Raw genomic sequence first — 25,204 nt, forward strand, 5'->3', positions numbered from 1 at the left:
TCCATGACTCTCCTCGTTACCGGCAGCGCCGGCTTCATTGGCGCCAACTTCGTTCTGGACTGGCTGGCAGGCCATGATGAAAAAGTCATCAGCCTCGATAAGCTGACTTATGCGGGCAACCGCCAGAATCTGGCCAGTCTCGATTCGGACGCACGCCATCTGTTCGTACAGGGAGACATCGGTGACCAGGATCTGGTATCGCGCCTGCTGGCCGAGCACCAGCCGCGCGCCGTGCTGAATTTTGCCGCAGAGTCCCATGTCGACCGCTCCATTCACGGCCCGGAAGACTTCATCCAGACCAACATCGTCGGCACCTTCCGCCTCCTGGAAGCAGTCCGCAATTATTGGAATGGCCTCGCCGATGCCGATAAAGACGCGTTCCGCTTCCTGCATGTCTCGACCGACGAAGTCTATGGCTCCCTCGGCCCCAACGACCCCGCCTTCCTCGAAAGCAACAAGTACGAGCCCAACAGCCCCTATTCGGCCTCCAAGGCGGCGTCCGACCATCTGGTCCGCGCCTACCATCACACCTACGGCTTGCCCGTCCTGACCACCAACTGCTCCAACAACTACGGGCCCTATCACTTCCCGGAGAAGCTGATTCCACTGGTCATCCACAATGCCCTCTCCGGCAAGGCCCTACCCATCTATGGCGATGGCCAGCAGGTGCGCGACTGGCTCTATGTGAAAGATCACTGCGCAGCGATCCGTCGGGTTCTGGAAGCAGGGCAACTGGGAGAGACTTACAACGTCGGCGGCTGGAACGAAAAAGCCAATATCGACGTCGTCCACACCCTGTGCGACATCCTCGATCAGGAAAAACCACGCACCGACGGGCGGAGCTATCGCGAGCAGATCACCTTTGTCAAAGATCGCCCTGGTCATGACCGCCGCTATGCCATCGATGCCACCCGCCTTGAGCGCGAACTGGGCTGGAAGCCGGCGGAGACCTTCGAGACCGGTATCCGCAAGACCGTACGCTGGTACCTGGATAATGCCGACTGGGTCAGCAATGTCACCAGCGGCGCCTATCGCGAGTGGGTGGGTACGCAATACGCATGAAAAAAATTCTTTTGTTGGGCGCCAACGGACAGGTCGGCTGGGAGCTCCAGCGTGCCCTAGCCCCATTGGCGCAATTGGTAGTCTGTGACCGCAACAAGGCCAACCTTGGCGATCTCCCCGGCCTGGAACAGCTGATTGCCGCTGAAGCACCGGATGTCATCGTCAACGCCGGCGCCTATACCGCCGTCGACAAAGCTGAAAGCGACGCCGAGAACGCGCGCCGCGTGAACGCGGAAGCCGTTAGCGTAATGGCCCGAACTGCGCGGGGCCTCAATGCCTGGCTGGTCCACTATTCGACGGACTACGTGTTCGACGGCAGTGGCGACACTCCCTTCGACGAAGACGCCCCAACCGGACCTCTCGGTGTTTACGGCCAGACCAAGCTGGAAGGCGAAATCGCCATCCGAGACAGCGGCTGCCGTCACCTGATCCTGCGCACCAGTTGGGTATTCGCCACCCGCGGCGCCAACTTCGCCAAGACCATGCTTCGGCTGGCAAGGGACAGGGATGAGCTACGCGTCATCGCCGATCAGATTGGCGCTCCCACCAGCGCCGAGCTGCTTGCCGATACCACTGCCCTCATGCTGCTCAAGCTGAGCATTGATTCGAGCCTGAGCGACCGAGCCAGCGGCACTTATCACCTGGTCGCTTCTGGCGAAACAAGCTGGCATGGTTACGCGAGCTATGTCATTGCTGAAGCCATCCGCCTGGGCCAGGTTCTGCGCACGACGCCGGATCGGATCTCGCCTATTGCCACCAGCGAGTACCCACTTCCAGCCAAACGTCCGGCCAATTCCCGCCTGGCGAATAGCAAGTTGCAGAACACATTCGGACTGATCCTGCCCCACTGGCAGTATCACGTACAGCGCATGATCAAAGAATTGGTAGAAGCATGAAACGCAAGGGCATCATCCTCGCCGGCGGCTCCGGCACCCGACTCCATCCGGCAACGCTGGCCATTTCGAAACAACTGCTCCCGGTCTACGACAAGCCGATGATCTACTACCCGCTGAGCACGTTGATGCTCGCGGGAATCCAGGACATCCTCATCATTTCGACCCCACAGGACACCCCGCGCTTCGAGCAACTGCTCGGTGACGGCAGCCGCTGGGGCCTGAATCTGCAATATGCGGTACAGCCATCTCCGGACGGGCTCGCCCAGGCATTCCTGATCGGCGAACAATTCATCGGCAACGATCCCTGCGCACTGGTGCTGGGGGACAACATCTACCACGGCCATGAATTTCAGGAGTTGCTGCTTAACGCGATGAAGCGCACCTCCGGCGCCAGCGTCTTCGCTTATCACGTGCACGATCCCGAGCGTTATGGCGTGGTTGAATTCAATAGTGAAGGCAAGGCCATCAGCCTGGAAGAAAAACCCGCGAAGCCCAAGTCCAGCTATGCCGTTACCGGCCTGTACTTCTACGACAACCAGGTCGTGGATATAGCCAAGAGCATCAAGCCCTCCCCCCGCGGCGAGCTGGAAATCACTGACGTGAACAAGGCGTACCTCGAGCGCAGCAATCTGTCCGTTGAGATCATGGGCCGCGGCTATGCCTGGCTGGATACGGGCACGCACGACTCCCTGCTGGAGGCCAGCAGCTTCATCGCCACTCTGGAAAACCGCCAGGGCCTGAAAGTGGCGTGCCCGGAGGAAATCGCCTTCCGGCAGAAATGGATCAGCGCAGAACAGCTCAAAGTCCTCGCTGTACCACTGGCCAAGAACGGCTATGGCCAATACCTGAAACGCTTGCTGGTTGAGACCGTTTACTGATGAAAGCTACCCGTCTGGCAATCCCTGAAGTCGTCCTCTTCGAACCAAAGGTGTTCGGTGATGATCGAGGTTTCTTCTTCGAGAGCTTCAATCACCTGCAATTCGAGGAAGCCATCGGCCGTCAGGTAAAGTTTGTACAGGACAATCACTCCCGCTCATCCAAGGGTGTGCTGCGTGGCCTGCATTACCAGATTCAAAAACCCCAGGGGAAACTGGTTCGCGTGGTCAATGGCGAGGTGCTCGACGTGGCGGTCGATATGCGCCGCTCTTCGCCGACCTTCGGCAAGTGGGTCAGTGCATTGCTAAGCGCAGAAAACAAACAGCAACTATGGGTGCCGGAAGGCTTCGCACACGGGTTCGTCGTATTGACTGAGTCGGCAGACTTCCTCTACAAGACTACCGACTATTATGCCCCGCAATATGAACGCTGCCTGGTCTGGAACGATGCCGAAGTAGGCGTCGACTGGCTGCTCGATCGCCTCGAAGGCATCGCCCCGCAATTGTCCGCCAAGGATCAGGTCGGCAAGGTATTCACCGAAGCCGAGTACTATCCATGAATCCGCACGCCGCCGCTCCGCTGTCACCCCGTTCGTTACTGAAAAGCGTCTGGAACAACTGGCAGCTAATAATTCAAATGACCCAGCGCGAGGTAATCGGGCGCTACCGCGGCTCCGTGATGGGTCTGCTGTGGTCCCTTCTCAACCCCCTGTTCATGCTCGCCGTTTATACATTCGTATTCTCGGTCGTATTTAAGGCGCGTTGGGGCGGAAGTCAGGACGAGTCGCGCACTCAATTCGCGGTAATCCTGTTCGCCGGGATCATTGTCCACAGTCTGTTTGCAGAGGTTCTGAATCGAGCCCCCGGGCTGATTCTAGGTAATGCAAACTATGTGAAGAAGGTGCTATTTCCGCTGGAAACTCTTCCTGTAATCAGTCTAGGGGCAGCACTGTTCCACTGCCTTGTCAGCGTGCTAGTCCTGATCTCGGCGCAATTGCTGTTCTCCCATGAGGTTGTCTGGACAGCTATAGTGCTGCCTATAGTATTGCTGCCTCTGGCCATCCTCAGCCTGGGCCTTTCGTGGTTCCTAGCCTCGCTGGGCGTTTACTTGCGCGATGTAGGCCAGACCATCGGGATCATTACAACCGTGATGCTGTTTCTTTCGCCGGTGTTCTTCCCGGTGACCTCAATTCCCGAGCACCTCCGCCCAATGATCATGCTCAACCCTCTGACTTTCATCATCGAGCAGAGCCGCGAGGTATTGATCTGGGGACACCTTCCCAATTGGCACGGACTAGCGCTATACACGCTGGCCGCACTTGTCACAGCCTGGATCGGCTACGCCTGGTTCCAGATGACTCGTAGAGGTTTCGCAGATGTACTCTAGCGACATTGCGATCCGCGTCAGCGGAATCAGTAAGTGCTTCACCATCTACAACAAACCCCAGGATCGCCTGAAACAAGCTCTGGCGCCTCGGCTGCAGCGCCTCTTGGGCCGTCCGGCTCATAATTATGGCCGCGAATTCTGGGCCCTCCGAGATATCAACTTCGAGGTGGCGCGAGGCGAAACAGTCGGGATCGTCGGCCGCAATGGTTCCGGTAAATCGACATTGCTGCAGATAATCTGCGGAACCCTGATGCCGACAGCCGGCAAGGTGGAAACCTTCGGCCGGGTCGCGGCGCTCCTGGAGCTTGGTTCTGGCTTCAATCCAGAATTCAGTGGCCGCGAGAATGTCTACCTGAATGCCTCGGTGCTCGGCCTGAGCCGCGAGGAGGTCGATGAGCGCTTCGACAGTATCGCGGCCTTTGCCGATATCGGCGACTTCATCGATCAGCCGGTAAAAACGTATTCCAGTGGTATGGCTGTTCGCCTAGCATTCGCCGTGCAGGCGCAGATCGATCCAGAGATCCTAATCGTAGACGAAGCGCTTTCTGTGGGCGACGCACGCTTTCAGGTGAAATGTTTCGAGCGGCTTCGCCAACTCAAAGACAATGGCACCAGTATTCTGCTGGTCAGCCACTCCAGCGAGCAGATCGTGACCCACTGTTCGCGCGCCATTCTGCTCGACTCCAGTCATGTTCATATGTTGGGTGCGCCACGCAAGGTCATGAACCGCTACATGGACCTGCTCTTCGGGCGCGAGAAACGAGCCGAGACCAAGCCCAGAAATGCCAGTTCACTTAGCGAGGACAGCAACGGCGATTCGAACGGGAATATGCTATCCAGTGAGCTGAGCTTGGAGCAGGATATCTACTCAACCCGCCAGCACTATAATCCCCATGAATACCGCTGGGGGGACGGAGCTGCAACCATCCTCGACTTCGACTTACGTGCCGATGGAAAGCCGTTTTCCCATAGTGCAGAATCAGGCGCAGTCGTCACTCTGGATGTCTCCATTCGCTTCAATCATCTCGTAGTCAATCCGATTCTCGGGTTCAACATGAAGACAACTGAGGGCGTGACCGTCTTCGGCACCAACTCATATCTTCAAGAGTGCTCGCAATTCCAAGCGCAGGGCGAGGAAGGTACAGTCGTTACGGCAAAGCTGCAGTTCAAGAATCGCCTCACGTCCGGCAATTACTTCATCTCACTGGGAATTGCATCGCGCCAGAACGAGGAAATCGTTCCGCACGATCGTCGCTACGATTCCATCCATCTCGTAGTCGCGCCCACCAACAACATATATGGCCTGGTAGACCTGGGGCTGACCATGGAGATCGATAAGGAAGCTGCAGATGTTCTCGCTTGAAGCCCAAGGCTATGTCTCAAATGAGACGCTGGGCATCTGGTCACGACCAAACTACCCAGGCATCGCCTATAGCGATGGGGATTCCGTTGAGGAACACCTGCTGACCATCGTGCGCAACACTCAGGACTTATCTGTACTATCAGCCGAGCTCCGCCAACAGTGTCAGGACTGGGTGACTCTTTATCATCTGAGCTCCCAACGCGCCAACGTGCTGCGCCCCTTTACCGCCCACCTGAAGGGCGATGTATTGGAAATTGGAGCAGGTTGTGGCGCCATCAGCCGCTTCCTAGGCGAGAATGGAGGGCAGATTCTCGCGCTGGAAGGGAGCCCCCGCCGGGCAACTATTGCCGCGAGCAGGACCCGCGACCTAGACAATGTCACGGTCCTGGCCGAGCGCTTCGATGACTTTAATTGCGAGCGACAATTCGACGTAGTCACTCTGGTCGGCGTTCTTGAATATGCGAGCATGTTCAGCAACAGCGCCAACCCTTCGCAAAGCATGTTGGAAAAGGTTCGTCGCCTGCTCAAGCCCGGCGGCCACCTGCTGATCGCCATCGAAAACCAGCTGGGCCTCAAGTACTTCGCCGGTGCTCCGGAGGATCACATCGGGCAAGCGATGTACGGCATTGAGGGCCGCTACCAGATCGGCCAGCCTCAGACCTTCGGTCGACAAGCACTCGACAGGCTCATAAAGGCTGCGGGGTTCCCATCGGTACAATTCCTTGCGGCCTTTCCTGACTATAAACTGCCTCGCTCCATCGTAACCGAGCGAGGTTGCTCGACAGCGGAATTCGATGCCGCCGCACTGGCTTGGCAAAGTGTGCACGCCGATCCACAACTTCCGGATCCGACACACTTCGATCTCGCCCGCACCTGGCCTACAGTGTTTGGCAACCAACTGGGCATGGATCTCGCCAACTCGTTCATTATCGCTGCATCGCTCACTGAGGCAGGTCCGATAGACCCGCAGGTGCTCGCTTACCACTACACCACAGATAGAAGTGCCCCATTCTGCAAGGAAGCAATTTTCCTTCAGAACAATGAACAAGCGATTGTGGTGAGATATCGCAAGCTAGCGGAGCCCCCACAAGATTCCGATGCCAGCATCCTCTACCAATTGCAGGCGCACGCCGAATACCTAACAGGGGAACTACTGAGCCAGAAGTTCATAGAGCTCATGTCGAGCCCAGGCTGGTTGATAGCGGATATGGCCCAATTGATCAGGCGCTACCTCGAGACTCTCGATCAGATAATGCGCACCCGTAGCCAGGACGACATCGACCTGAGTTTCAGCTCGACACTGCTTCCCGGCCATTACATCGACGCGTTGCCGCATAACATCATCATCGGCAAGGATGGCACCCCAAGACTATTTGATATCGAATGGGTAGCCAAAAGCCCTATTGAGCTTGGGTATCTGCTGTGTCGCGGGCTTTTCGTGCTTATGCAGCAAGTCAAACACATGCCGCCACCCGCAGGAATTCACGCACTGTCTCGCCAAGCACTGGTGGAGTCGGTTCTACGGGAGTCAGGCATCCCACTTGAGCCCGGCGCATTTGATAGATATCACCAGCTCGAGACGACATTGGTCAGCGATATCTATCAAGGTGCCGCTAGCATCAAGGACGTATGGCGTCCCTTCGAACTCTTGATAGCCTCATCTGACCTGCATGCGCGTGCGTACTACTGTTCCGAAGGCGAGAGCTTCGACGAACAGAATACGGCGGATCGCCCCTTGCTCATGGGGCGCCAGCAGGTTCGCCTGGAAATGACGCTGCCTGATGGCCCGATCGCCAGAATACGCTTTGATCCCATCGACCATCCGCACTGGTTCGTGCTCCACGAAGCTGTGATGCGCGACAAAGAAAACCGAGAGGTATGGCGTTTTTCCGCAGGGCAGCCGCTGGAAAGCCTGGGTATGCGGTCACTACCTCCCGGAGAATCCGGCACACTGTTCTATGCGCTTCATGAAGATCCCCAGATGTACTTGCCAGTCCCTGTCGCTGAAGAATTTCTTGCGCTGGATGTGGACATCGAGTTGCTCGATGTCGAGTCCGTCATGTCCAGATTCGAGAACCTGCAGCAGCAACTCGCCGAACAGCGGGCAGCCTGTGCTTGTGCGGAGATCAGCCTTACCGAATTGCGCTCTCATGCCGAAAACCTGGATGCGAAGTATCAGTCGATGCAGAGCCATACTGAAAGCCTAGACGCCAAGTATCGGTCCATGGAGCAGTACACCGAGAGCCTAGATGCCAAGTATCAGGTGACGCTGAGTGAGAACAGAGCAATCAAAGCGAGCAAGACGTGGAAGATCATGCGGCAGATCGCACGTCTGAAACGGACGTCGTAACGCGCGTTTTCGAGAAGTTAACGAGAACAGGAATTCTGTGAAGGCATTTGAACCGATGATCCCAGTAACCAATGACCCATCGTTCGCAGCGCTCTCCCGTCGTGAGGAAGGCGCCAAGAATGATCTGCAGCGGGACGCTGCAAAGCTGCTTGCCTTCTATTTGCCTCAGTACCACCGCGTAAAAGAAAATTCCGAGTGGTGGGGGCCCGGCTTTACCGAATGGACCAACGTCGCCCGCGGCAAGCCCAACTTTAAAGGTCACTACCAACCGCACATTCCGCGTGATCTGGGTTTCTACGATCTATCTCACCCGGATGTCATGTTCGAACAGGCGGAAATGGCCAAGCTCTATGGTCTACATGGTTTCTGCTTCTACCACTACTGGTTCAGTGGCCGCCGCATTCTGGAGCGCCCGGTTGATAACTTTCTGAAGACCGACATCGATCTAAATTTCTGCCTCTGCTGGGCCAACGAGAACTGGACCCGAACCTGGGATGGAGATACCAAGAGTGTCTTGCTGGCGCAGAACTATGCCGAAGACGACGATGCTAAATTCATCGAGTCGCTGCTGCCGTACTTCAACGATAAGCGCTATATACGAGTAAATGGCAAACCGCTTCTCGTGGTATATCGCGCCAAGGATATCCCATCGGCGTCATCTAGCTTCGCGAAATGGCGGCAGATGGCGCAGGAACTCGGCTTCCCAGGGCTGCATATCGCCGTAGTAGATTTCTATGACATATCCACTGCCAGTGAAGTGGATGCTGACGCTCTGGTGGAGTTTCCTCCACATAAGTTTAACGGCCCTGGCAGCTCGCCCGACCAACCACCAGCCCTGGACAATCCGGAGTTCGCTGGCTCGCTGGTCGATTATACAAAAGTTGTTGCGCAAAGCCTTCGACGCGAAGCGCCGCCATTCAAACTTTACCGTGGCATCATTCCAAGCTGGGACAATACTGCCCGCAGACAGAACACTCCCACAACGCTTGTTAATGCCAACCCCGAGGCCTATGGCGAATGGCTGCGGTACCTGCGCGCCTACACACGCCAGAACCTGACCTCCAACGAAGACAACTTCATCTTCATCAACGCCTGGAACGAATGGGGCGAAGGCTGCCATCTTGAACCCGACCAGAAATGGGAGCTGCGGTATCTGGAGCAAACGCTCAAGTCCGCCTATTACAACGAGGCGGAGAACGACCTTGCAGCTCTGCGCGAGGGCCAGATGCAGAAGCTCGCGCAAATCCAGGCACGCCACCAACTACCTTCCGATCGCATACCAACTGCCACCACGGAATCCATTGCCCAGCAACTGACGGAATACCAATCACGACCGCATAGCGCCGCAGCGTTCGTCGCGGCCCGGCGACTCAATCAATGGCCCCTGCTTTACAAGATCGCCCGTCTCGGGTATCGCACAGTACGCAGGATCAGAGGTTGAAATGGTAAGGAGCGCGGCGGTTGTAGCCCATTTCGATGTCAATAATCTGCTGGAGGAAAATTTTCGGCAGGTCATCGACTGCCTGGCTCAGGCCTTCGATTCCGTCATTCTGGTCTCGACCAGCGAATTACCGGCGTCGCAGTTAGCAACCCTGGGGCCCAAGGTGCGCGCCTTCCTGCGTCCCAATTTCGGCTACGATTTCTACAGCTACCGGGTGGGAGTTCTGCACGCCTTGCAGCACGAGACTCTGGAGCAGTTGGTTCTGGTGAACTCCAGCTTCGTCGTCAGCGACAGCGTTCGGTTCTCGCAGACACTGCAATCACTACTGGCTCGCTCCCAGGACCACGATGTCGTCGGAATAACCGAATCCCAGCAATTCAGTTGGCACTTGCAGTCCTATCTTCTCTTGCTTGGCCCTCGACTTTTCCGCTCCAGCGAGTTCGGCGCTTTCCTTGACGGAGTCCGCCCTTTGAATTCCAAATTCGAGGTGATCCTGGCTTACGAACTGGGACTGTCCAAACTGATCGCGGAAATGAGTCTGAAAGTTTGCACGCTGTTTCGCCCCAACTGGCGAGCCCGCCTGCTGGCCTACGGGAACTGGCTGCGAATACTGCTGAAGAATGCCACTCCGGGTGAGCTGGCTAGGCTGCAGCCGCTGCGCCACCTTAAGGAGGTGAACTGGACCCATTTCGGCGCAACCCCTATCGCCCGCGATTTCGGCGTCATCAAAGTCGAGCTCCTGCGCAGCAATCCGCATGGCCTGAAAATCCAGCACCTGCTGAACAATTGCCCTGCAGAATCCCGCGCCAGCATTCAGGATCTGCTTCAGCACTCGGCGAAGCATTATGGCAAGGACGACTCCGGGCTCTCCACGCTCCATACAGCCCCCCCTGCTGTCCCATCAATCCGCACACTCAGCTATGGACACCCGCACGCAGGGGGTGTTCGAGTTGCAGTGCTCCTGCACCTTTATTACGTTGATCTACTCGATGAGATCTGCGGGTACCTGAGAAACATCATCGAACCCTTCGATCTTTACGTCACCACCCCATTTGAAGGTGACATCAAGAAAATCCTCGAGCACACCAGCCAGCTCGCCCATAGCGTCACCATTTGTGCCACGGAGAACCGCGGCCGAGATATAGGACCGTTCCTGGCGCTATACCGTAGCGGTCGGCTAGATGGTTACAAGGCTGTACTGAAGCTTCATTCGAAGAAGAGCAAGTACAGCGACCTCGGCAACACCTGGCGTAACCTTCTTTACTCCAGCCTGGTCGGCGACTCATTAAAGGTCCGCCGGATTCTGAACCTGTTCGAGACCGTTGCGGTTGGGGTTGTCGGTCCCCATACCTATTACCTGAGTCACGATAACTTCTGGGGAGCCAATCGGCACGGGATGGAACGCCTTCTTCGGGAAATGGGCGTCCTCGGTGTAGACGAGCCTGCTCGTCTTGGATTCTTCGCCGGCTCCATGTTCTGGTTCTCGCCCGCCGCATTCGCCCCGCTAAAGGTACTCAGCGACAAGGAACTGGTATTCGAGGCCGAAGCAGGCAAGCAAGACGGCACCATGGCGCATGCTCTTGAGCGGATATTTTGTGAGCTGGCCAGAAAACAGGGCTACATTACTACCAGCTGCGAGCTCGCTGGCGGTGAAATAAATGACACAGAAACCGGGGGGAATCGCGTTCCGGTGCTGTGATATTTGAAATCAAGCGACGACGAAATTGATCAAGCACGACAAATCACACGGTAGCACTCGTCTCCATTGATAGCCGGTACGCACCGGCGCAAGAGGGCCAGGCGTCATGGATTTTCGCAGTCAGATCAGCAGTATTGCTCGAGGAAAACGTCGTATTCTGGAAATAGGTCCGTCCTACAATCCAATTGTCCCCAAAAAAAATGGCCACAACGTTTACATTGTCGATCACGCCGATCAGCAGAGCCTTATCGAGAAGTACCAAGCGTACGGCGTCGATACCAGCAGTATAGAGCCGGTCGATTTCGTCACCACAGACCTAGCCAGCCTGCCTGTCGAGAAGCATAGCTTCGACCTCATTGTCGCTAGCCACGTCATCGAACACACCACCGACCTTATAAAATTCCTGAACGACTGTAGCCAGCTACTCAGCGATGACGGCACGCTGGCGCTTCTTGTTCCGGACAAGCGCTACTGCTTCGACACATTCCGGCCACTAACCAGCCCAGGTGCGGTGATCACTGCTCACCACAATCAACATTCACGACATATCGGCGGGCTGTTGGATCACTACACCTACTTCACGCTGAACGCCGGCTCCATGGCCTGGGGCTGCAACGACGAAATCGTCCACAAGCCCCTCCACACAACGGAACAGTGCAAAAGTACCCTGGACAAAAGTCTGTCGACAGACGATTACATGGACGCCCATGAGTGGGTGTTCACTCCTTCAAGCTTTCGCTTCGTTATTCAGGAACTCTCGGCTTACGAACTCACCGATCTGCGCGTCGAACAGTACCATGACACACTTGGCTTCGAGTTTTTTGCAACGCTAAGTCGCAACTCCCGACGCCCCACAGAGGACAAACTTGCTCTGCTGATGCAGGCCCGCCATGAAGAGCTGATGCCAAGCGCCTTGGCAAAATCCCTGAAGGAAACCGCAAATCTCCTTGGCCTCGACGACCAGGACCTCAACCAACTGGCCGATCAAATACTCCAACAGGTCCATTGCCTACTGACGGAGCGACAGGAATACATCGCCTTGAATACACCGCCCGAACCAGATACCCAGCCGGATCCCGAACCGACTAGGCGCTGGGCATCGCTGGCTAGGCGTATTTTCCCCGCCTGACGGCTTCCTTATACCAAGGCTGCCGAAGCACTTTTGCCGCCACGCCTTGCTCAGGGATCACATTGATGGTCCCATCGCAGGCAAGTTTATTCTTCGCGGTTATCTCATGATTACGGCACGTCATTGGCCACTCCGATTGATCAGTTGCTGTTGCGTGCTGATTCTTTTGCTTTGGCCCTTACAGTACTTCGCCGATCGCTACTACAGCGAGCAACTGGCCGAGCAGAACCAGCAGACCCTCGACCTCTACGTAGCCAACCTGCTGGGTACCCTGCGCCGCTACGAGGACCTGCCACCGATCCTTGGTGAATTGCCAACGCTGCGCGCAGCGCTGCAAATGCCCGACAGCCTAGTCGCACAGAGCGCCGCCAACCTCGAACTGCAACGAATCCGCGGGCGTACCGGCGCTGACGTCATCTACCTGATCCAGACGGACGGCATGACGCACGCGGCCTCCAACTGGGATCAACCCGACAGCTTCGTCGGCCGTAACTTCGCCTTCCGTCCTTACTACAAGGAAGCGGCACAAGGACGGCAAGGGCGCTTCTTCGGCTTGGGGACCACGTCCAAGCGTCGCGGCTACTATTTCGCCAGTGATATCCGCGACGGTGGCAAGCTGCTCGGCGTATTGGTGGTGAAAGTCGACCTCGAACACATGGAACAGCTCTGGGGCAATACTCCGGAACAGCTGCTGGTGATGGACTCCAACGGCGTCGTCATCCTATCCTCCAGCAACGCCTGGCGCTTCCGCACCGCAAAGGAGCTGTCACCTGCCAAGCAGCGCGAGATCGCCGAAAACATTCCCTATCCGGTACTCCACCCAGCTCCGCTGAAGATCGACCAGCGCCGCTGGATCAGTCAGAGCCGTCACTTGCCGGAGACAGGCTGGACGGTGAGCATCTATACCCCGCGCACTCAGGTAGACGCGCCGGTGCGCAGTGTCGTTCTGATTGGTGCGGCCACCTTGGTCGCGTTGCTTCTACTGCTGTCACTGCTGACTATCAGCCGCCGCCATTACCTCGAACGCATCGCCCTGGAAGCCCAGGCCAAGCACGAATTGGAGCTGCGTGTGCAGGAGCGCACCCAGGAACTGGAGGGCGCCAATACGCGACTGCAGGAGGAAGTTAGCAATCGCGAACAGGCACAACGCGAGCTGATGCACGCCCAGGATGAAGTGGTCCAGGCCGGCAAGCTCACCGCCCTGGGTACGATGTCCGCCAGTATCAGTCACGAACTCAATCAGCCATTGGCGGCCATCCGCAGCTATGCAGACAACGCCCGCGTCCTGCTCGACCACGAGCGCTACAGCGATGCACGTGGCAACCTCGAACAGATCGGCGAACTGACCGGACGTATGGCCTCAATCATCGGCCATCTCAAGGCCTATGCCCGCGGTGCTCGGCGGGCGCCAGAAAACGTGGCATTGCAGCCGGCGATCAATGACGCCCTGGCACTGCTCGCCCAACGCCGCCAAGCCATGAACGTGGAGCTGTTGCGCGACCTCCCCGACGCCGCGATCTGGGTCCAGGCCGGCGAAACACGACTTAGGCAGATTCTCTCCAATCTGGTCTCCAACGCGCTCGACGCCTTGGCCGAGAAGGGCCTGCCCAGGCGCGTCTGGCTGACTACAGAGCAGACGCCCGAGAGCATCATCCTTTCGCTGCGCGATAACGGCCCCGGTTTCTCCGAGGAAGCCCTGGCCCACGCCCGCGAGCCTTTCTTCACCACCAAGACCAGCGCGAAGGGCCTGGGTCTAGGCTTGGCCATCTGCGACACCCTGTTACGGACTTTGGGCGGGCATCTTGAATTGGGCAATCACCCCGAGGGCGGCGCTCTCGTACAATTGCACCTGTTGCCGGGCACACCCGGCGTGACCCTGACGCCGCAAGAGGAAACCCGCGCATGAGTTCGGCCGAGCCGTTCGACATCTCCATCCAGGTGCTACTCGTCGATGACGACCCACATCTCCGCCAGGCTCTCTGTCAGACCCTCGACCTCGCAGGCTTCAAGGCAATCGCGCTGGGGGATGCGCGGCAAATCGATCCCCAGCAGGCGCGCGATTGGCCGGGAGTGATCGTCAGCGACATTCGCATGCCCGGCATCGATGGCCTGCAACTGTTGGAACAACTGCATGAGCAGGATTCCGAGTTGCCGGTAATCCTCATTACCGGCCATGGTGATGTTCCCCTCGCCGTAAAGGCCATGCGTTCGGGGGCCTACGACTTCCTCGAAAAACCCTTCCCCAGCGATGCGCTGCTGGACAGCGTGCGCCGTGCGCTGGACGTTCGCCGACTGGTCCTCGAGAACCGCAGCCTGCGCCTGGCCCTGACCGAGCAGAAAGAAGTGCGCGGCCGGCTGGTCGGCCAATCTCCGCCGATGCAACGCCTGCAGCAGCAGGTCGCCTCGCTCGCAGCCATTCAGGCCGATGTTCTGGTACTGGGAGAAACCGGTTCGGGCAAGGAAGTGGTCGCCCGCGCCCTGCACGACCTATCGAGCCGCCGCAATGGCCCTTTCGTCGCCATCAACGCCGGCGCGCTGGCCGAGTCGGTGGTGGAAAGCGAGCTGTTCGGCCACGAGCAGGGCGCCTTCACCGGTGCGCAGAAGCGCCGCATCGGCAAGTTCGAGTTCGCCAACGGTGGCACTCTGTTCCTCGACGAGATCGAGAGCATGAGCCTGGACGTGCAGGTGAAGCTGTTGCGCCTGTTGCAGGAACGTACCGTCGAGCGCCTGGGTTCCAATCAACTCATCCCGCTGGATATCCGCATCATCGCGGCGACCAAGGAGGACCTGCGCCTGGCATCCGATGAAGGCCGCTTCCGCGCCGACCTGTATTACCGCCTTAACGTCGCCAGCCTACGTATCCCGCCTCTGCGTGAGCGCGGCGATGACATCCTGCTGCTGTTCCAGCACTTCACCGAACGCGGAGCGCAACGCCATGGCCTGAGCATTCGCCCGCTGGACTCGGCCCAGCGCGCGCAACTGCTGGCTCACGGCTGGCCGGGCAACGTCCGCGAGTTACAGAACGCTGCGGAGCGCTATGCGCTGGGCCTCGATCTAGGCCTGGATGAAAGCCAAGGCCGGGCCATAGCCGTGGCGCCCGACGCGGGACTGAACGAGCAGGTGGAATCTTTCGAGCGTTCGCTGATCGCCGCCGAGATGGGCCGGTCACACGCCTCGCTGCGCAGTCTTGCCGAAGCCCTGCGAGTACCGCGCAAGACCCTGTACGACAAGCTGCGCAAGCACGGTCTGCTGTTCAACCAGTCGGAAGACTCCGCCGGGGAAAGCTGAACCCGCTATTGCGGTCACAGCTGTTTCTCCTGAGAAACACCAGTTAGTACCACTAACATCTCGATAGAAATGTAAATCCATGCGTGCATAATGGACGCTTGAATGGCTATCCAGTGACATGAATGGCATTTCGCTCTGAAGCCTGATGGCAATCAGCCTTTTGCTGTTCAGTACTTTCAGCAAGCAAACCAAGGCCAAGTCGAGCGCCCCGATAGTCTATGTCCGCCCTGCCCAACGGGCGGGGCGCACCCACGGGGAGTGGCCGCACTTTGGCGGTTCAAATTGCAGCGACCGACCACCGAACAAGACAAGACAAGACATCGCAAACGCTAGATTGCATGGAGATGATAGTAATGAATTCCAGCTGGTACTCAGGGTACGGTGAGGAGAAGTTCGTCCTTGACGGCATAAGCTCCATTATTCAGAACGGATATTGTGTAATCCCCGGAAGCGTGTGCGAAGAGCTCGTCGATGCGGCCACCAACGCCTACGAGCGACTCAAGCAAAGCGAGATCGTGCCAAAGACTTCACAGCTCACCGAAGGTGAAGACTATGTCGACGGAAAGTTCCGGCGGATGGTGAACATGCACCTTCGGCTCCCCGAGTTCTCAGACCTTTTCAGTAGCAACAAAGCGCTCTCCGTGGTCGACCGCTTATTTGACGAGCCTGCTACTCTTTATACCTCCCTATTTTTCGAGATCGGATCCGCACAGAACTGCCACCGGGATACGCCCTATTTTTGGACCAATCCTGGCTACTCCTACTTTGGAGTTTGGCTTGCACTGGAGGACGTTAACGAAGATAACGGCGCCCTAGTCGTCATCCCTGGATCTCATAAGGTAATGGACGATCCGAAATTCCTGGAGGAAGTCGGCAAGATTGACTGCGATGCCGATGGAGTTCCAAAGGCCCACAGCCCAATGCTCTGGAACACCTATCAGTCAGCCGTGCATAAACGCTGCATGGAGCTTGGCCTCAAGGAAACTCCGATCTCAGTGAAGAAGGGCGACACAATCATCTGGCATCCGCAACTCATGCACGGTGGTTACAAGATTGCCAACACAACGCGCAGTCGTAAGAGCTTCGTCATGCACGTCACCCCGAAACACATGAACGTATTTGTCCAAGATAAGTTCTTCAGCCCCAGCACCTACGCTCAGCTTCCGCCGAAAAATCCCGAGTTGTCCTATATAACCAACCGGAATGGGCGCGAAGTAAGGAATGACGGCCTTTGGGCCATTTGCCAGAAGATCTACCTGCCGGCCTGATATCACGACCCGCCTGTACCTTCCCCACGAACTGAATCGCCTGGTTTCAAGACGGGCGATTCACTCGCGCAATCCAATCTTGCTTGTCCGCTGCGGCACCGGCACACGCCAGTTGAACACCAACTTCAAAAGGTGCCCACGCCTTCATTCAACCCGATGCTTACTCAGATGGCGGAAATTCCGCCGATGACAGCGACATCTGAGCAGAAATCCGCCGATGGCTTCGACTGCGACCAAGGGCGAACAGCGCCACAGAGCACTCTGACGTAGTCTTCAGCCCTGGCACACACCTTGCTATGCGACATGGGTGCGATTGCCTTGTGCATCACATCTCGCGACGTGTTAGTCACGTTGCGCCCGCCGTGCCACGAACACGGCGGTGTCCTTCGGGCTTCTTGCCATCTCGCACTTTCAATTCCACAGGTGCATCGCCGGGTGCAGTGATCCTGCCCCGGCCAATTCCCTCCTACCGCATCATCGCTCAGGATTTTCCTACACAACGATCCTCAGCCTGCTCGTAGCTGAGAATCAAGCGCCACCGCGCCTCCTGCGTGGATTTGCATATTCATCTGCCATTCCGCGGTCATGAAACCGCGCTCAAATCTTCACGAAATCCCCTCTAAATCGGGCGCTAATGCAAAACCTCTCCTATGGTTTATCCGGGGTGGGCAGAGCAGGAAGTACTGCCCAATACATTGGATAGCAAGCTATTGACCTGAGTCAGGGGTACCCCCCAGGGACAGGCGCCTAATAGCACCACTCTCCAACTTCCTATAGGGAGATTCTTAAATGTCGCAAGAAAGCAGCCAAAAACTACGACTCGGCGCGCTGACAGCCCTGGTCGTAGGATCCATGATCGGGGGGGGCATTTTCTCCCTTCCGCAAAACATGGCCGCCAGCGCAGACGTCGGCGCCATTCTCATCGGTTGGGCTATCACCGCGGTCGGCATGCTGACCCTGGCATTCGTCTTCCAGACCCTGGCCAACCGCAAACCCCAGCTCGACGGTGGTGTTTACGCCTACGCCAAGGCCGGTTTCGGTGACTACATGGGCTTCTCCTCGGCCTGGGGTTACTGGATCAGCGCCTGGCTGGGCAACGTCGGTTACTTCCTCCTGCTGTTCAGCACCCTGGGCTACTTCTTCCCGATCTTCGGCAAGGGCGACACGGTCGCGGCGATCGTCTGCGCGTCGATCCTCTTGTGGGCCCTGCACTTCCTGGTGCTGCGCGGGATCAAGGAAGCGGCGTTCATCAACACCATCACCACGGTGGCGAAGATCGTCCCGCTGTTCCTGTTCATCCTGATCTGCCTGTTCGCCTTCAAGCTGGACATCTTCACCGCGGACATCTGGGGCAAGAGCAATCCCGACCTGGGCAGCGTGATGAACCAGGTGCGCAACATGATGCTGGTCACCGTCTGGGTGTTCATCGGCATCGAAGGCGCGAGCATCTTCTCCTCCCGTGCGGAAAAACGCTCGGACGTCGGTAAAGCTACCGTGATCGGCTTCATCACCGTCCTGCTGCTGCTGGTACTGGTGAACGTGCTGTCCATGGGCGTGATGACCCAGCCGGAACTGGCCAAGCTGCAGAACCCGTCGATGGCGCTGGTGCTGGAGCATGTGGTCGGCCACTGGGGCGCTGTCCTGATCAGCGTCGGTCTGCTGATCTCCCTGCTGGGTGCCCTGCTCTCCTGGGTACTGCTGTGCGCCGAGATCATGTTCGCCGCCGCCAAGGACCACACCATGCCGGAGTTCCTCCGCAAGGAGAACGCCAACCAGGTGCCGGCCAACGCCCTCTGGCTGACCAATATCTGCGTGCAGGTCTTCCTGGTCATCGTGTTCTTCACCTCCGGCGGTGCCGACGGCGAAATGGATCCGTACACCAAGATGCTGCTGCTGGCGACCTCGATGATCCTCATCCCGTACTTCTGGTCCGCCGCCTATGGCCTGCTGCTGGCGGTCAAGGGCGAGACCTACGAGACCGACTCGGCCGACCGCACCAAGGACCTGATCATCGCCGGTATCTCGGTCATCTACGCCATCTGGCTGATCTACGCCGGTGGCCTGAAGTACCTGCTGCTGTCGGCGCTGCTGTATGCGCCGGGGGTAATCCTCTTCGCAAAGGCGAAACGTGAAGTGGGCCAACCCATCTTCACCAATATCGAGAAGCTGATCTTCGCTGGCGTTGTCATCGGCGCCCTGATCGCGGCGTACGGCCTCTACGACGGCTTCCTCACTCTGTAACTCCTGGAGACATCTCATGAGCACGGAAAAAACCAAACTTGGCGTCCATTCTGAAGCTGGCAAACTACGCAAAGTGATGGTCTGCTCGCCCGGACTCGCCCACCAACGCCTGACCCCGAGCAACTGCGACGAGTTGCTGTTCGACGACGTTATCTGGGTGAACCAGGCGAAGCGTGACCACTTCGATTTCGTCACCAAGATGCGCGAGCGTGGCATCGACGTCCTCGAAATGCACAACCTGCTGACCGAGACCGTCCAGAACCCCGAAGCCCTCAAGTGGATCCTCGATCGCAAGATCACCAATGACAGCGTCGGCGTGGGCCTGACCCAGGAACTGCGCGGCTGGCTGGAAAGCCTGGAACCTCGCAAACTGGCGGAATTCCTCATCGGCGGCGTGGCCGCTGACGACATCCCCGAAAGCGAAGGCGCCAAGGCGCTGAAGATGTACCGTGACTACCTCGGTCATTCCAGCTTCCTGCTGCCGCCGCTGCCCAACACCCAGTTCACCCGTGACACCACCTGCTGGATTTACGGCGGTGTGACCCTGAACCCGATGTACTGGCCGGCGCGACGTCAGGAAACCCTGCTGACCACCGCGATCTACAAGTTCCACCCGGAATTCGTCAACGCCGACTTCGAAGTCTGGTACGGCGACCCGGACAAGGATCACGGCATGTCCACCCTCGAAGGTGGTGACGTCATGCCCATCGGCAACGGCGTCGTACTGATCGGTATGGGTGAGCGCTCCTCCCGCCAGGCCATCGGCCAGGTCGCCCAGGCACTGTTCGCCAAAGGCGCAGCGGAGAAAGTCATCGTTGCCGGCCTGCCCAAGTCCCGCGCCGCGATGCACCTGGACACCGTCTTCACTTTCTGCGACCGCGACCTGGTCACCGTCTTCCCGGAAGTGGTGAAAGAGATCGTCGCCTTCACCCTGCGCCCGGACGAGAAGAGCCCCTACGGCATCAACGTCCAGCGCGAAGACAAGGACTTCATGACCGTCGTCGCCGAATCGCTGGGCCTGAAGAAACTGCGCGTGGTCGAAACCGGCGGCAACAGCTTCGCCGCCGAGCGCGAGCAGTGGGACGACGGCAACAACGTGGTCTGCCTGGAGCCGGGCGTGGTGGTCGGTTATGACCGCAACACCTACACCAACACCCTGCTGCGCAAGGCCGGTGTGGAAGTCATCACCATCAGCGCCGGCGAACTGGGCCGTGGCCGTGGCGGCGGTCACTGCATGACCTGCCCGATCATCCGCGACCCGATCGACTATTGATCGACGGTACGGACAAGAACGCGACTACAACCCACAGAGCGCATTGATTTGAAAAAGGCGGCCCAAGCCAGGGCCGCCTGCCCCGCCAGCCACGAGCTGTACTGACGAGGCCCAGCTTTCCATCCCACAAGGAGAACGAACATGGCTTTCAATATGCACAACCGCAACCTGCTCAGCCTGATGCATCACAGCACTCGCGAGTTGCGCTACCTGCTCGACCTGTCCCGCGACCTGAAACGCGCCAAGTACACCGGTACCGAGCAACAGCACCTGAAAGGCAACAACATTGCGCTGATCTTCGAGAAGACCTCGACCCGCACCCGCTGCGCCTTCGAAGTCGCCGCCTATGACCAAGGCGCCAACGTCACCTATATCGACCCGAACTCCTCGCAGATCGGCCACAAGGAGTCCATGAAGGACACCGCCCGCGTACTGGGCCGCATGTATGACGCCATCGAATACCGTGGCTTCAAGCAGGAAATCGTCGAAGAGCTCGCCAAATACGCCGGCGTCCCGGTGTTCAATGGCTTGACCGACGAATACCACCCAACCCAGATGCTGGCCGACGTGCTGACCATGCGTGAGCACAGCGACAAACCCCTGCACGACATCAGCTACGCCTACCTGGGCGACGCCCGCAACAACATGGGTAACTCCCTGCTGCTGATCGGCGCCAAGCTCGGCATGGACGTGCGCATCGCTGCTCCCAAGGAACTCTGGCCGACCGACGAGCACGTCGCCGCCTGCAAGAAATTCGCCGAAGAAAGCGGTGCCCGCATCACCATCACCGAAGACCCGAAAGTCGCCGTCAAGGGCGTGGACTTCATCCACACCGACGTCTGGGTATCGATGGGTGAGCCGGTGGAAGCCTGGGGCGAGCGCATCAACGAACTGCTGCCCTACCAGGTCAACATGGACATGATGAAAGCCGCTGGCAACCCGCGCGTGAAGTTCATGCACTGCCTGCCAGCCTTCCACAACAGCGAGACCAAGGTCGGCAAGGAAATCGCCGCCAAGTACCCGAACCTGAAGAACGGTATCGAAGTGACCGAAGACGTCTTCGAATCCCCGTACAACATTGCCTTCGAGCAAGCGGAAAACCGCATGCACACCATCAAGGCAATCCTCGTTTCGACCCTCGCCGACATGTAATGCCGGGCCGCCCCGGGCCGCGCCACAAGCGCCGGTCCGGGCGCGTTTCCACTCTTTCGGAGGTACTGAATATGCGTATCGTCGTCGCATTGGGCGGTAATGCCCTGCTGCGTCGTGGCGAGCCCATGACTGCTGACAATCAACGCTTGAACGTTCGCATTGCTGCCGAACAGATTTCCAAGGTCGCTCCCGGCAACGAGCTGGTGATCGCCCATGGCAACGGCCCGCAGGTCGGCCTCCTGGCCCTGCAGGGCGCGGCCTACGATAAGGTCGCTCCCTATCCGCTGGACGTTCTCGGCGCCGAAACCGAAGGCATGATCGGCTACATGATCGAACAGGAAATGGGCAACCTGCTGCCGTTCGAAGTGCCGTTCGCCACCATCCTCACCCAGGTCGAAGTCGACGCCAAGGACCCGGCCTTCCAGAACCCGACCAAGCCCATCGGCCCGGTCTACTCCAAGGAAGAGGCCGAAAGCCTCGCCAAGGCGAAAGGCTGGAGCATCGCCCCGGATGGTGACAAGTTCCGCCGCGTGGTGGCGAGTCCGCGTCCAAAGCGCATCTTCGAAATCCGCCCGGTCAAGTGGCTGCTGGAGAAAGGCACCATCGTCATCTGCGCAGGCGGCGGCGGTATCCCGACCATGTACGACGAATCCGGCAAGAAACTCTCCGGCGTCGAAGCGGTAATCGACAAGGACCTGTGCTCCTCGCTGCTGGCCCAGGAGCTGTCGGCTGACATCCTGATCATCGCCACCGACGTGGACGCAGCCTATATCGACTGGGGCAAACCGACCCAGAAGGCCATCGCCCAGGCACACCCGGACGAACTGGAACGCCTCGGCTTCGCCGCCGGCTCCATGGGTCCGAAGGTCATGGCAGCCATCGAGTTCGCTCGCGCCACCGGCAAGGATGCAGTGATCGGCTCGCTGGAAAACATCGTCGCCATCACCAAAGGCGAATCCGGCACCCGCGTCAGCACCAAGAAGGCTGGCATCGAGTACCGTTAAGTCCTGTCCTCAGCAAAGGCAATATTGAAACGGGAGCCCCCATGGCTCCCGTTTTCGTTCAAGGCCCCTGCGCGATTTGCCCGGAAACTCGTCGCCTACTTCCGACAATTCCTGGCGCAAGCGTGACTCGGCAGTCATCATCCTCGTCAGCTAAAGCATTCGAATCACTAGAAGCCACCGCCTGGCTTTGTGCCACCGGGCCGCGCCTCCCTGCGCAACTGGCGCCCAGTCGCACAAGATGCACTTGCTGAAGGAGTTTCCGAGAGATGTCTCGACTACCGGTCATCGTTGGTTTTGGTGGATATAACGCGGCAGGCCGCAGTTCCTTCCACCATGGGTTCCGCCGCACCGTCCTCGAATCCATGGAGAGCGCCGCCCGCCAGGAAACCCTCGCCGGCCTCGCGGTGATGATGAAGCTGGTGAAAGTCATCGACGGCCAGTATCAGGATGCCGACGGCAACGCCCTCGATCTGGTTGCCATCGAACAACGCTTCGGGCAGCAGATTCGCCAGTCCACCCTGATCCGTCGCATCGAGCTGCAGTACCTCGACGTCGACGCCGCGCATTGCCACAAGAGCCTGACCGTCAATGCCGCCGGCGCCCCGCTGACCTTCACCACCCTGCGCAAGCAACTGCCCGAGCCGCTGCCGGCCAACTGGTCGGTGGAAGAGACCGAAGGCGGCGAAGTCCGCGTCACCCTGCACGACAGCTGCGAATTCAAGGTCGACAGCTACCGCGCGCTGCCGGTGAAATCGGCCGGCCAGTTGCCCACCGGCTTCGAGCCGAGCGAACTGTACAACTCGCGCTTCCACCCGCGCGGGCTGCAGATGTCCGTGGTCGCCGCCACCGACGCGGTGCGCTCCACCGGCATCGACTGGCAGACCATCTGCAACGCCGTGCAGCCTGACGAAATCGCCGTGTTCTCCAGCAGCATCATGAGCCAGCTGGACGAAAACGGCTTCGGCGGCCTGCTGCAATCGCGCCTGCGCGGCCACCGTGTCTCGGCCAAGCAACTGCCGCTGGGCTTCAACAGCATGCCCACCGACTTCATCAACGCCTACGTGCTGGGCAGCGTCGGCATGACCGGCAGCGTGACCGGCGCCTGCGCCACCTTCCTCTATAACCTGCAGAAAGGCATCGACGTCATCACCAGCGGCCAGGCCCGCGTGGCCATCGTCGGCAATGCCGAGGCGCCGATCACCTCCGAGATCATCGAGGGCTACGCCGCCATGGGCGCGCTGGCCACCGAGGAAGGCCTGCGCCTGATCGAAGGCCGCGATGATGTCGACTTCCGCCGCGCCAGCCGCCCGTTCGGCGACAATTGCGGTTTCTCCCTGGCCGAGTCCGCGCAGTACGTGGTGCTGATGGACGACGCCCTGGCCCTCGAACTGGGTGCCGATATTCACGGTTCTGTGCCGGACGTGTTCATCAACGCCGATGGCTTCAAGAAATCCATCTCCGCGCCCGGCCCGGGCAACTACCTGACCATGGCCAAGGCCGTGGCCGCCGCCGCGCAGATCGTTGGCGAGAAAAGCGTGCGCCAGCACAGCTTCGTCCACGCCCACGGTTCCAGCACCCCGGCCAACCGCGTGACCGAGTCGGAAATCCTCGACCGCGTCGCTACCGCCTTCGGTATCGAAGGTTGGCCGATCACCGCAGTGAAAGCCTTCGTCGGCCACTCCCTGGCCACCGCCAGCGCCGACCAGTTGATCTCGGCACTGGGCACCTTCCACTACGGCGTCATCCCCGGCATAAAGACCGTGGACACCTTCGCCGACGACGTCTTCAAGGACCACATCGCCCTCTCCAACGCCGATGTGCGCCGCAACGACCTGGAAGTCTGCTTCATCAACTCCAAGGGTTTTGGCGGCAACAACGCCACCGGCGTGCTGCTGTCCCCAGCGGTGACCGAAAAGATGCTGCGCAAGCGCCACGGCGATGCTGCCTTCAACGACTACCAGGCCCGTCGCGAAGCCACCCGCGCCGCCGCCCGCCAGTACGACGAAGCTGCGACCCAGGGCCGTTTCGACATCATCTACAACTTCGGCAACGACATGATCGACGAGCAGGCCATCGAGATCAGCGACCAGGGCATCCAGGTCCCCGGCTTCAGCCAGACCATTGCCTACAAGAAGGACGAGCGCTTCAGCGATATGATCGACTGATCGCCGACGTTGAACGAAAAAGCCGGGTAGATTCCCGGCTTTTTCATGCCTTTCACCACAGGAGCGATCAGTACGTCCCCTGCCCCACGCCCAGCTCGAGAATACTGCCCTTGAGATTCTCGAAGTCGTATTCGGTGAGCCCGACGTAATCGAGTACCAGCGCGCGCACGCTCTCCCACTCGTGGTCCTCGTCCTGGTTACCCAGCACGCGGTAGGAACCGCAGATATGCTCGGCCATCTTCAGGATCGCCAGCAGGTTCTTCAGCTGGGTGTCACGGGAGTTGTCGTCGCTGAAGATCGACAGCGCATTGTGGTGGTTGGCGATGGCCTCGCAGACGTGCTCCGGCAAACGCCAGGAGCGCGCGGTAAAGTAACCGACGACCGCATGGTTGGTATTCAGCACGCGGTTCTCGGTGTCCACCACGCGGCGCTCGTCGCTGGCGCTGGCATACGCCTCCTCCAGCACCGCCATGTAGTGCGGGAAGCGCTTGAGCATCAGCGGAATGCCGCAATTGTGGAACAGCCCCAGCGCGTAAGCCTCGTCCACCGACTCGTAGCCAATGCGCTTGGCCAGGGTCAGGCAGCTCATGGCCACGTCCTGCGCCGTATCC

General features: G+C 58.8%; 19 protein-coding genes. 18 read left to right on the forward strand and 1 reads right to left on the reverse strand.

The genetic code is table 11. The annotated features are described in order from the left end of the window. Positions 1-3: 3 nt before the first annotated feature. From rfbB to PNI01S_RS26265, 18 genes are all read left to right on the forward strand, one after another. Complete coding sequence (rfbB, locus tag PNI01S_RS26180; RefSeq protein ID WP_024762227.1) at positions 4-1,062, forward strand: dTDP-glucose 4,6-dehydratase; 1,059 nt, start codon at positions 4-6, stop codon at positions 1,060-1,062. Next, the gene (gene rfbD / locus PNI01S_RS26185) at positions 1,059-1,958 is read left to right on the forward strand and encodes a dTDP-4-dehydrorhamnose reductase (RefSeq protein WP_084359715.1); all 900 of its coding nucleotides are present in this window, start codon (positions 1,059-1,061) and stop codon (positions 1,956-1,958) included. Before rfbB ends, rfbD begins: the two co-directional genes overlap by 4 nt. Further along, positions 1,955-2,836: a glucose-1-phosphate thymidylyltransferase RfbA gene (rfbA, locus tag PNI01S_RS26190; RefSeq protein ID WP_084359716.1), complete on the forward strand. Its 882-nt coding sequence runs from the start codon at positions 1,955-1,957 to the stop codon at positions 2,834-2,836. The genes rfbD and rfbA overlap by 4 nt, the downstream gene beginning before the upstream one ends. Then, positions 2,836-3,393: a dTDP-4-dehydrorhamnose 3,5-epimerase gene (rfbC, locus tag PNI01S_RS26195; protein WP_084359717.1), complete on the forward strand. Its 558-nt coding sequence runs from the start codon at positions 2,836-2,838 to the stop codon at positions 3,391-3,393. Before rfbA ends, rfbC begins: the two co-directional genes overlap by 1 nt. Next, positions 3,390-4,220: an ABC transporter permease gene (locus PNI01S_RS26200; protein WP_037006464.1), complete on the forward strand. Its 831-nt coding sequence runs from the start codon at positions 3,390-3,392 to the stop codon at positions 4,218-4,220. The genes rfbC and PNI01S_RS26200 overlap by 4 nt, the downstream gene beginning before the upstream one ends. After that, positions 4,210-5,583, forward strand: coding sequence for an ABC transporter ATP-binding protein (locus tag PNI01S_RS26205; RefSeq protein WP_024762222.1), 1,374 nt, complete (start codon positions 4,210-4,212; stop codon positions 5,581-5,583). The genes PNI01S_RS26200 and PNI01S_RS26205 overlap by 11 nt, the downstream gene beginning before the upstream one ends. Beyond that, entirely contained in the window at positions 5,570-7,933 is a 2,364-nt protein-coding gene (locus tag PNI01S_RS26210) for a methyltransferase (protein ID WP_024762221.1), read from the forward strand. Before PNI01S_RS26205 ends, PNI01S_RS26210 begins: the two co-directional genes overlap by 14 nt. 37 nt (positions 7,934-7,970) lie before the next feature. Then, on the forward strand, positions 7,971-9,374 hold the full coding sequence (locus PNI01S_RS26215) for a glycosyltransferase WbsX family protein (RefSeq protein WP_235376393.1): 1,404 nt from the start codon (positions 7,971-7,973) through the stop codon (positions 9,372-9,374). A 1-nt stretch (position 9,375) separates the two neighbouring features. Then, positions 9,376-11,073, forward strand: a complete 1,698-nt coding sequence (locus PNI01S_RS26220) for a rhamnan synthesis F family protein (protein ID WP_024762219.1) — start codon at positions 9,376-9,378, stop codon at positions 11,071-11,073. A 106-nt stretch (positions 11,074-11,179) separates the two neighbouring features. Continuing rightward, complete coding sequence (locus PNI01S_RS26225; protein WP_024762218.1) at positions 11,180-12,202, forward strand: class I SAM-dependent methyltransferase; 1,023 nt, start codon at positions 11,180-11,182, stop codon at positions 12,200-12,202. Positions 12,203-12,308: 106 nt separating this feature from the next. Further along, positions 12,309-14,108 (forward strand): sensor histidine kinase, encoded by a 1,800-nt coding sequence (locus tag PNI01S_RS26230; RefSeq protein ID WP_051445537.1) that lies wholly within the window; start codon positions 12,309-12,311, stop codon positions 14,106-14,108. Then, positions 14,105-15,490 (forward strand): sigma-54-dependent transcriptional regulator, encoded by a 1,386-nt coding sequence (locus PNI01S_RS26235; protein WP_024762216.1) that lies wholly within the window; start codon positions 14,105-14,107, stop codon positions 15,488-15,490. The genes PNI01S_RS26230 and PNI01S_RS26235 overlap by 4 nt, the downstream gene beginning before the upstream one ends. A gap of 353 nt (positions 15,491-15,843) precedes the next feature. After that, entirely contained in the window at positions 15,844-16,758 is a 915-nt protein-coding gene (locus tag PNI01S_RS26240; protein ID WP_024762215.1) for a phytanoyl-CoA dioxygenase family protein, read from the forward strand. Between the two features lie 789 nt (positions 16,759-17,547). Continuing rightward, positions 17,548-18,999, forward strand: coding sequence for an arginine-ornithine antiporter (gene arcD, locus PNI01S_RS26245; RefSeq protein ID WP_024762214.1), 1,452 nt, complete (start codon positions 17,548-17,550; stop codon positions 18,997-18,999). Positions 19,000-19,015: 16 nt separating this feature from the next. Beyond that, complete coding sequence (gene arcA, locus PNI01S_RS26250) at positions 19,016-20,272, forward strand: arginine deiminase (RefSeq protein ID WP_024762213.1); 1,257 nt, start codon at positions 19,016-19,018, stop codon at positions 20,270-20,272. A gap of 141 nt (positions 20,273-20,413) precedes the next feature. Beyond that, entirely contained in the window at positions 20,414-21,424 is a 1,011-nt protein-coding gene (locus PNI01S_RS26255; RefSeq protein WP_024762212.1) for an ornithine carbamoyltransferase, read from the forward strand. Between the two features lie 71 nt (positions 21,425-21,495). Then, positions 21,496-22,428, forward strand: a complete 933-nt coding sequence (arcC, locus tag PNI01S_RS26260; protein ID WP_024762211.1) for a carbamate kinase — start codon at positions 21,496-21,498, stop codon at positions 22,426-22,428. A gap of 266 nt (positions 22,429-22,694) precedes the next feature. After that, complete coding sequence (locus tag PNI01S_RS26265; protein WP_084359718.1) at positions 22,695-24,593, forward strand: beta-ketoacyl synthase; 1,899 nt, start codon at positions 22,695-22,697, stop codon at positions 24,591-24,593. A 67-nt stretch (positions 24,594-24,660) separates the two neighbouring features. Here PNI01S_RS26265 and PNI01S_RS26270 read toward each other — a convergent pair. After that, positions 24,661-25,204: HDOD domain-containing protein (locus tag PNI01S_RS26270; RefSeq protein WP_143514273.1), on the reverse strand; the 544-nt coding region annotated here is incomplete at its 5' end.

The sequence above is a fragment of the Pseudomonas nitroreducens NBRC 12694 genome (genome assembly GCF_002091755.1).
GTDB lineage: Bacteria > Pseudomonadota > Gammaproteobacteria > Pseudomonadales > Pseudomonadaceae > Pseudomonas > Pseudomonas nitroreducens.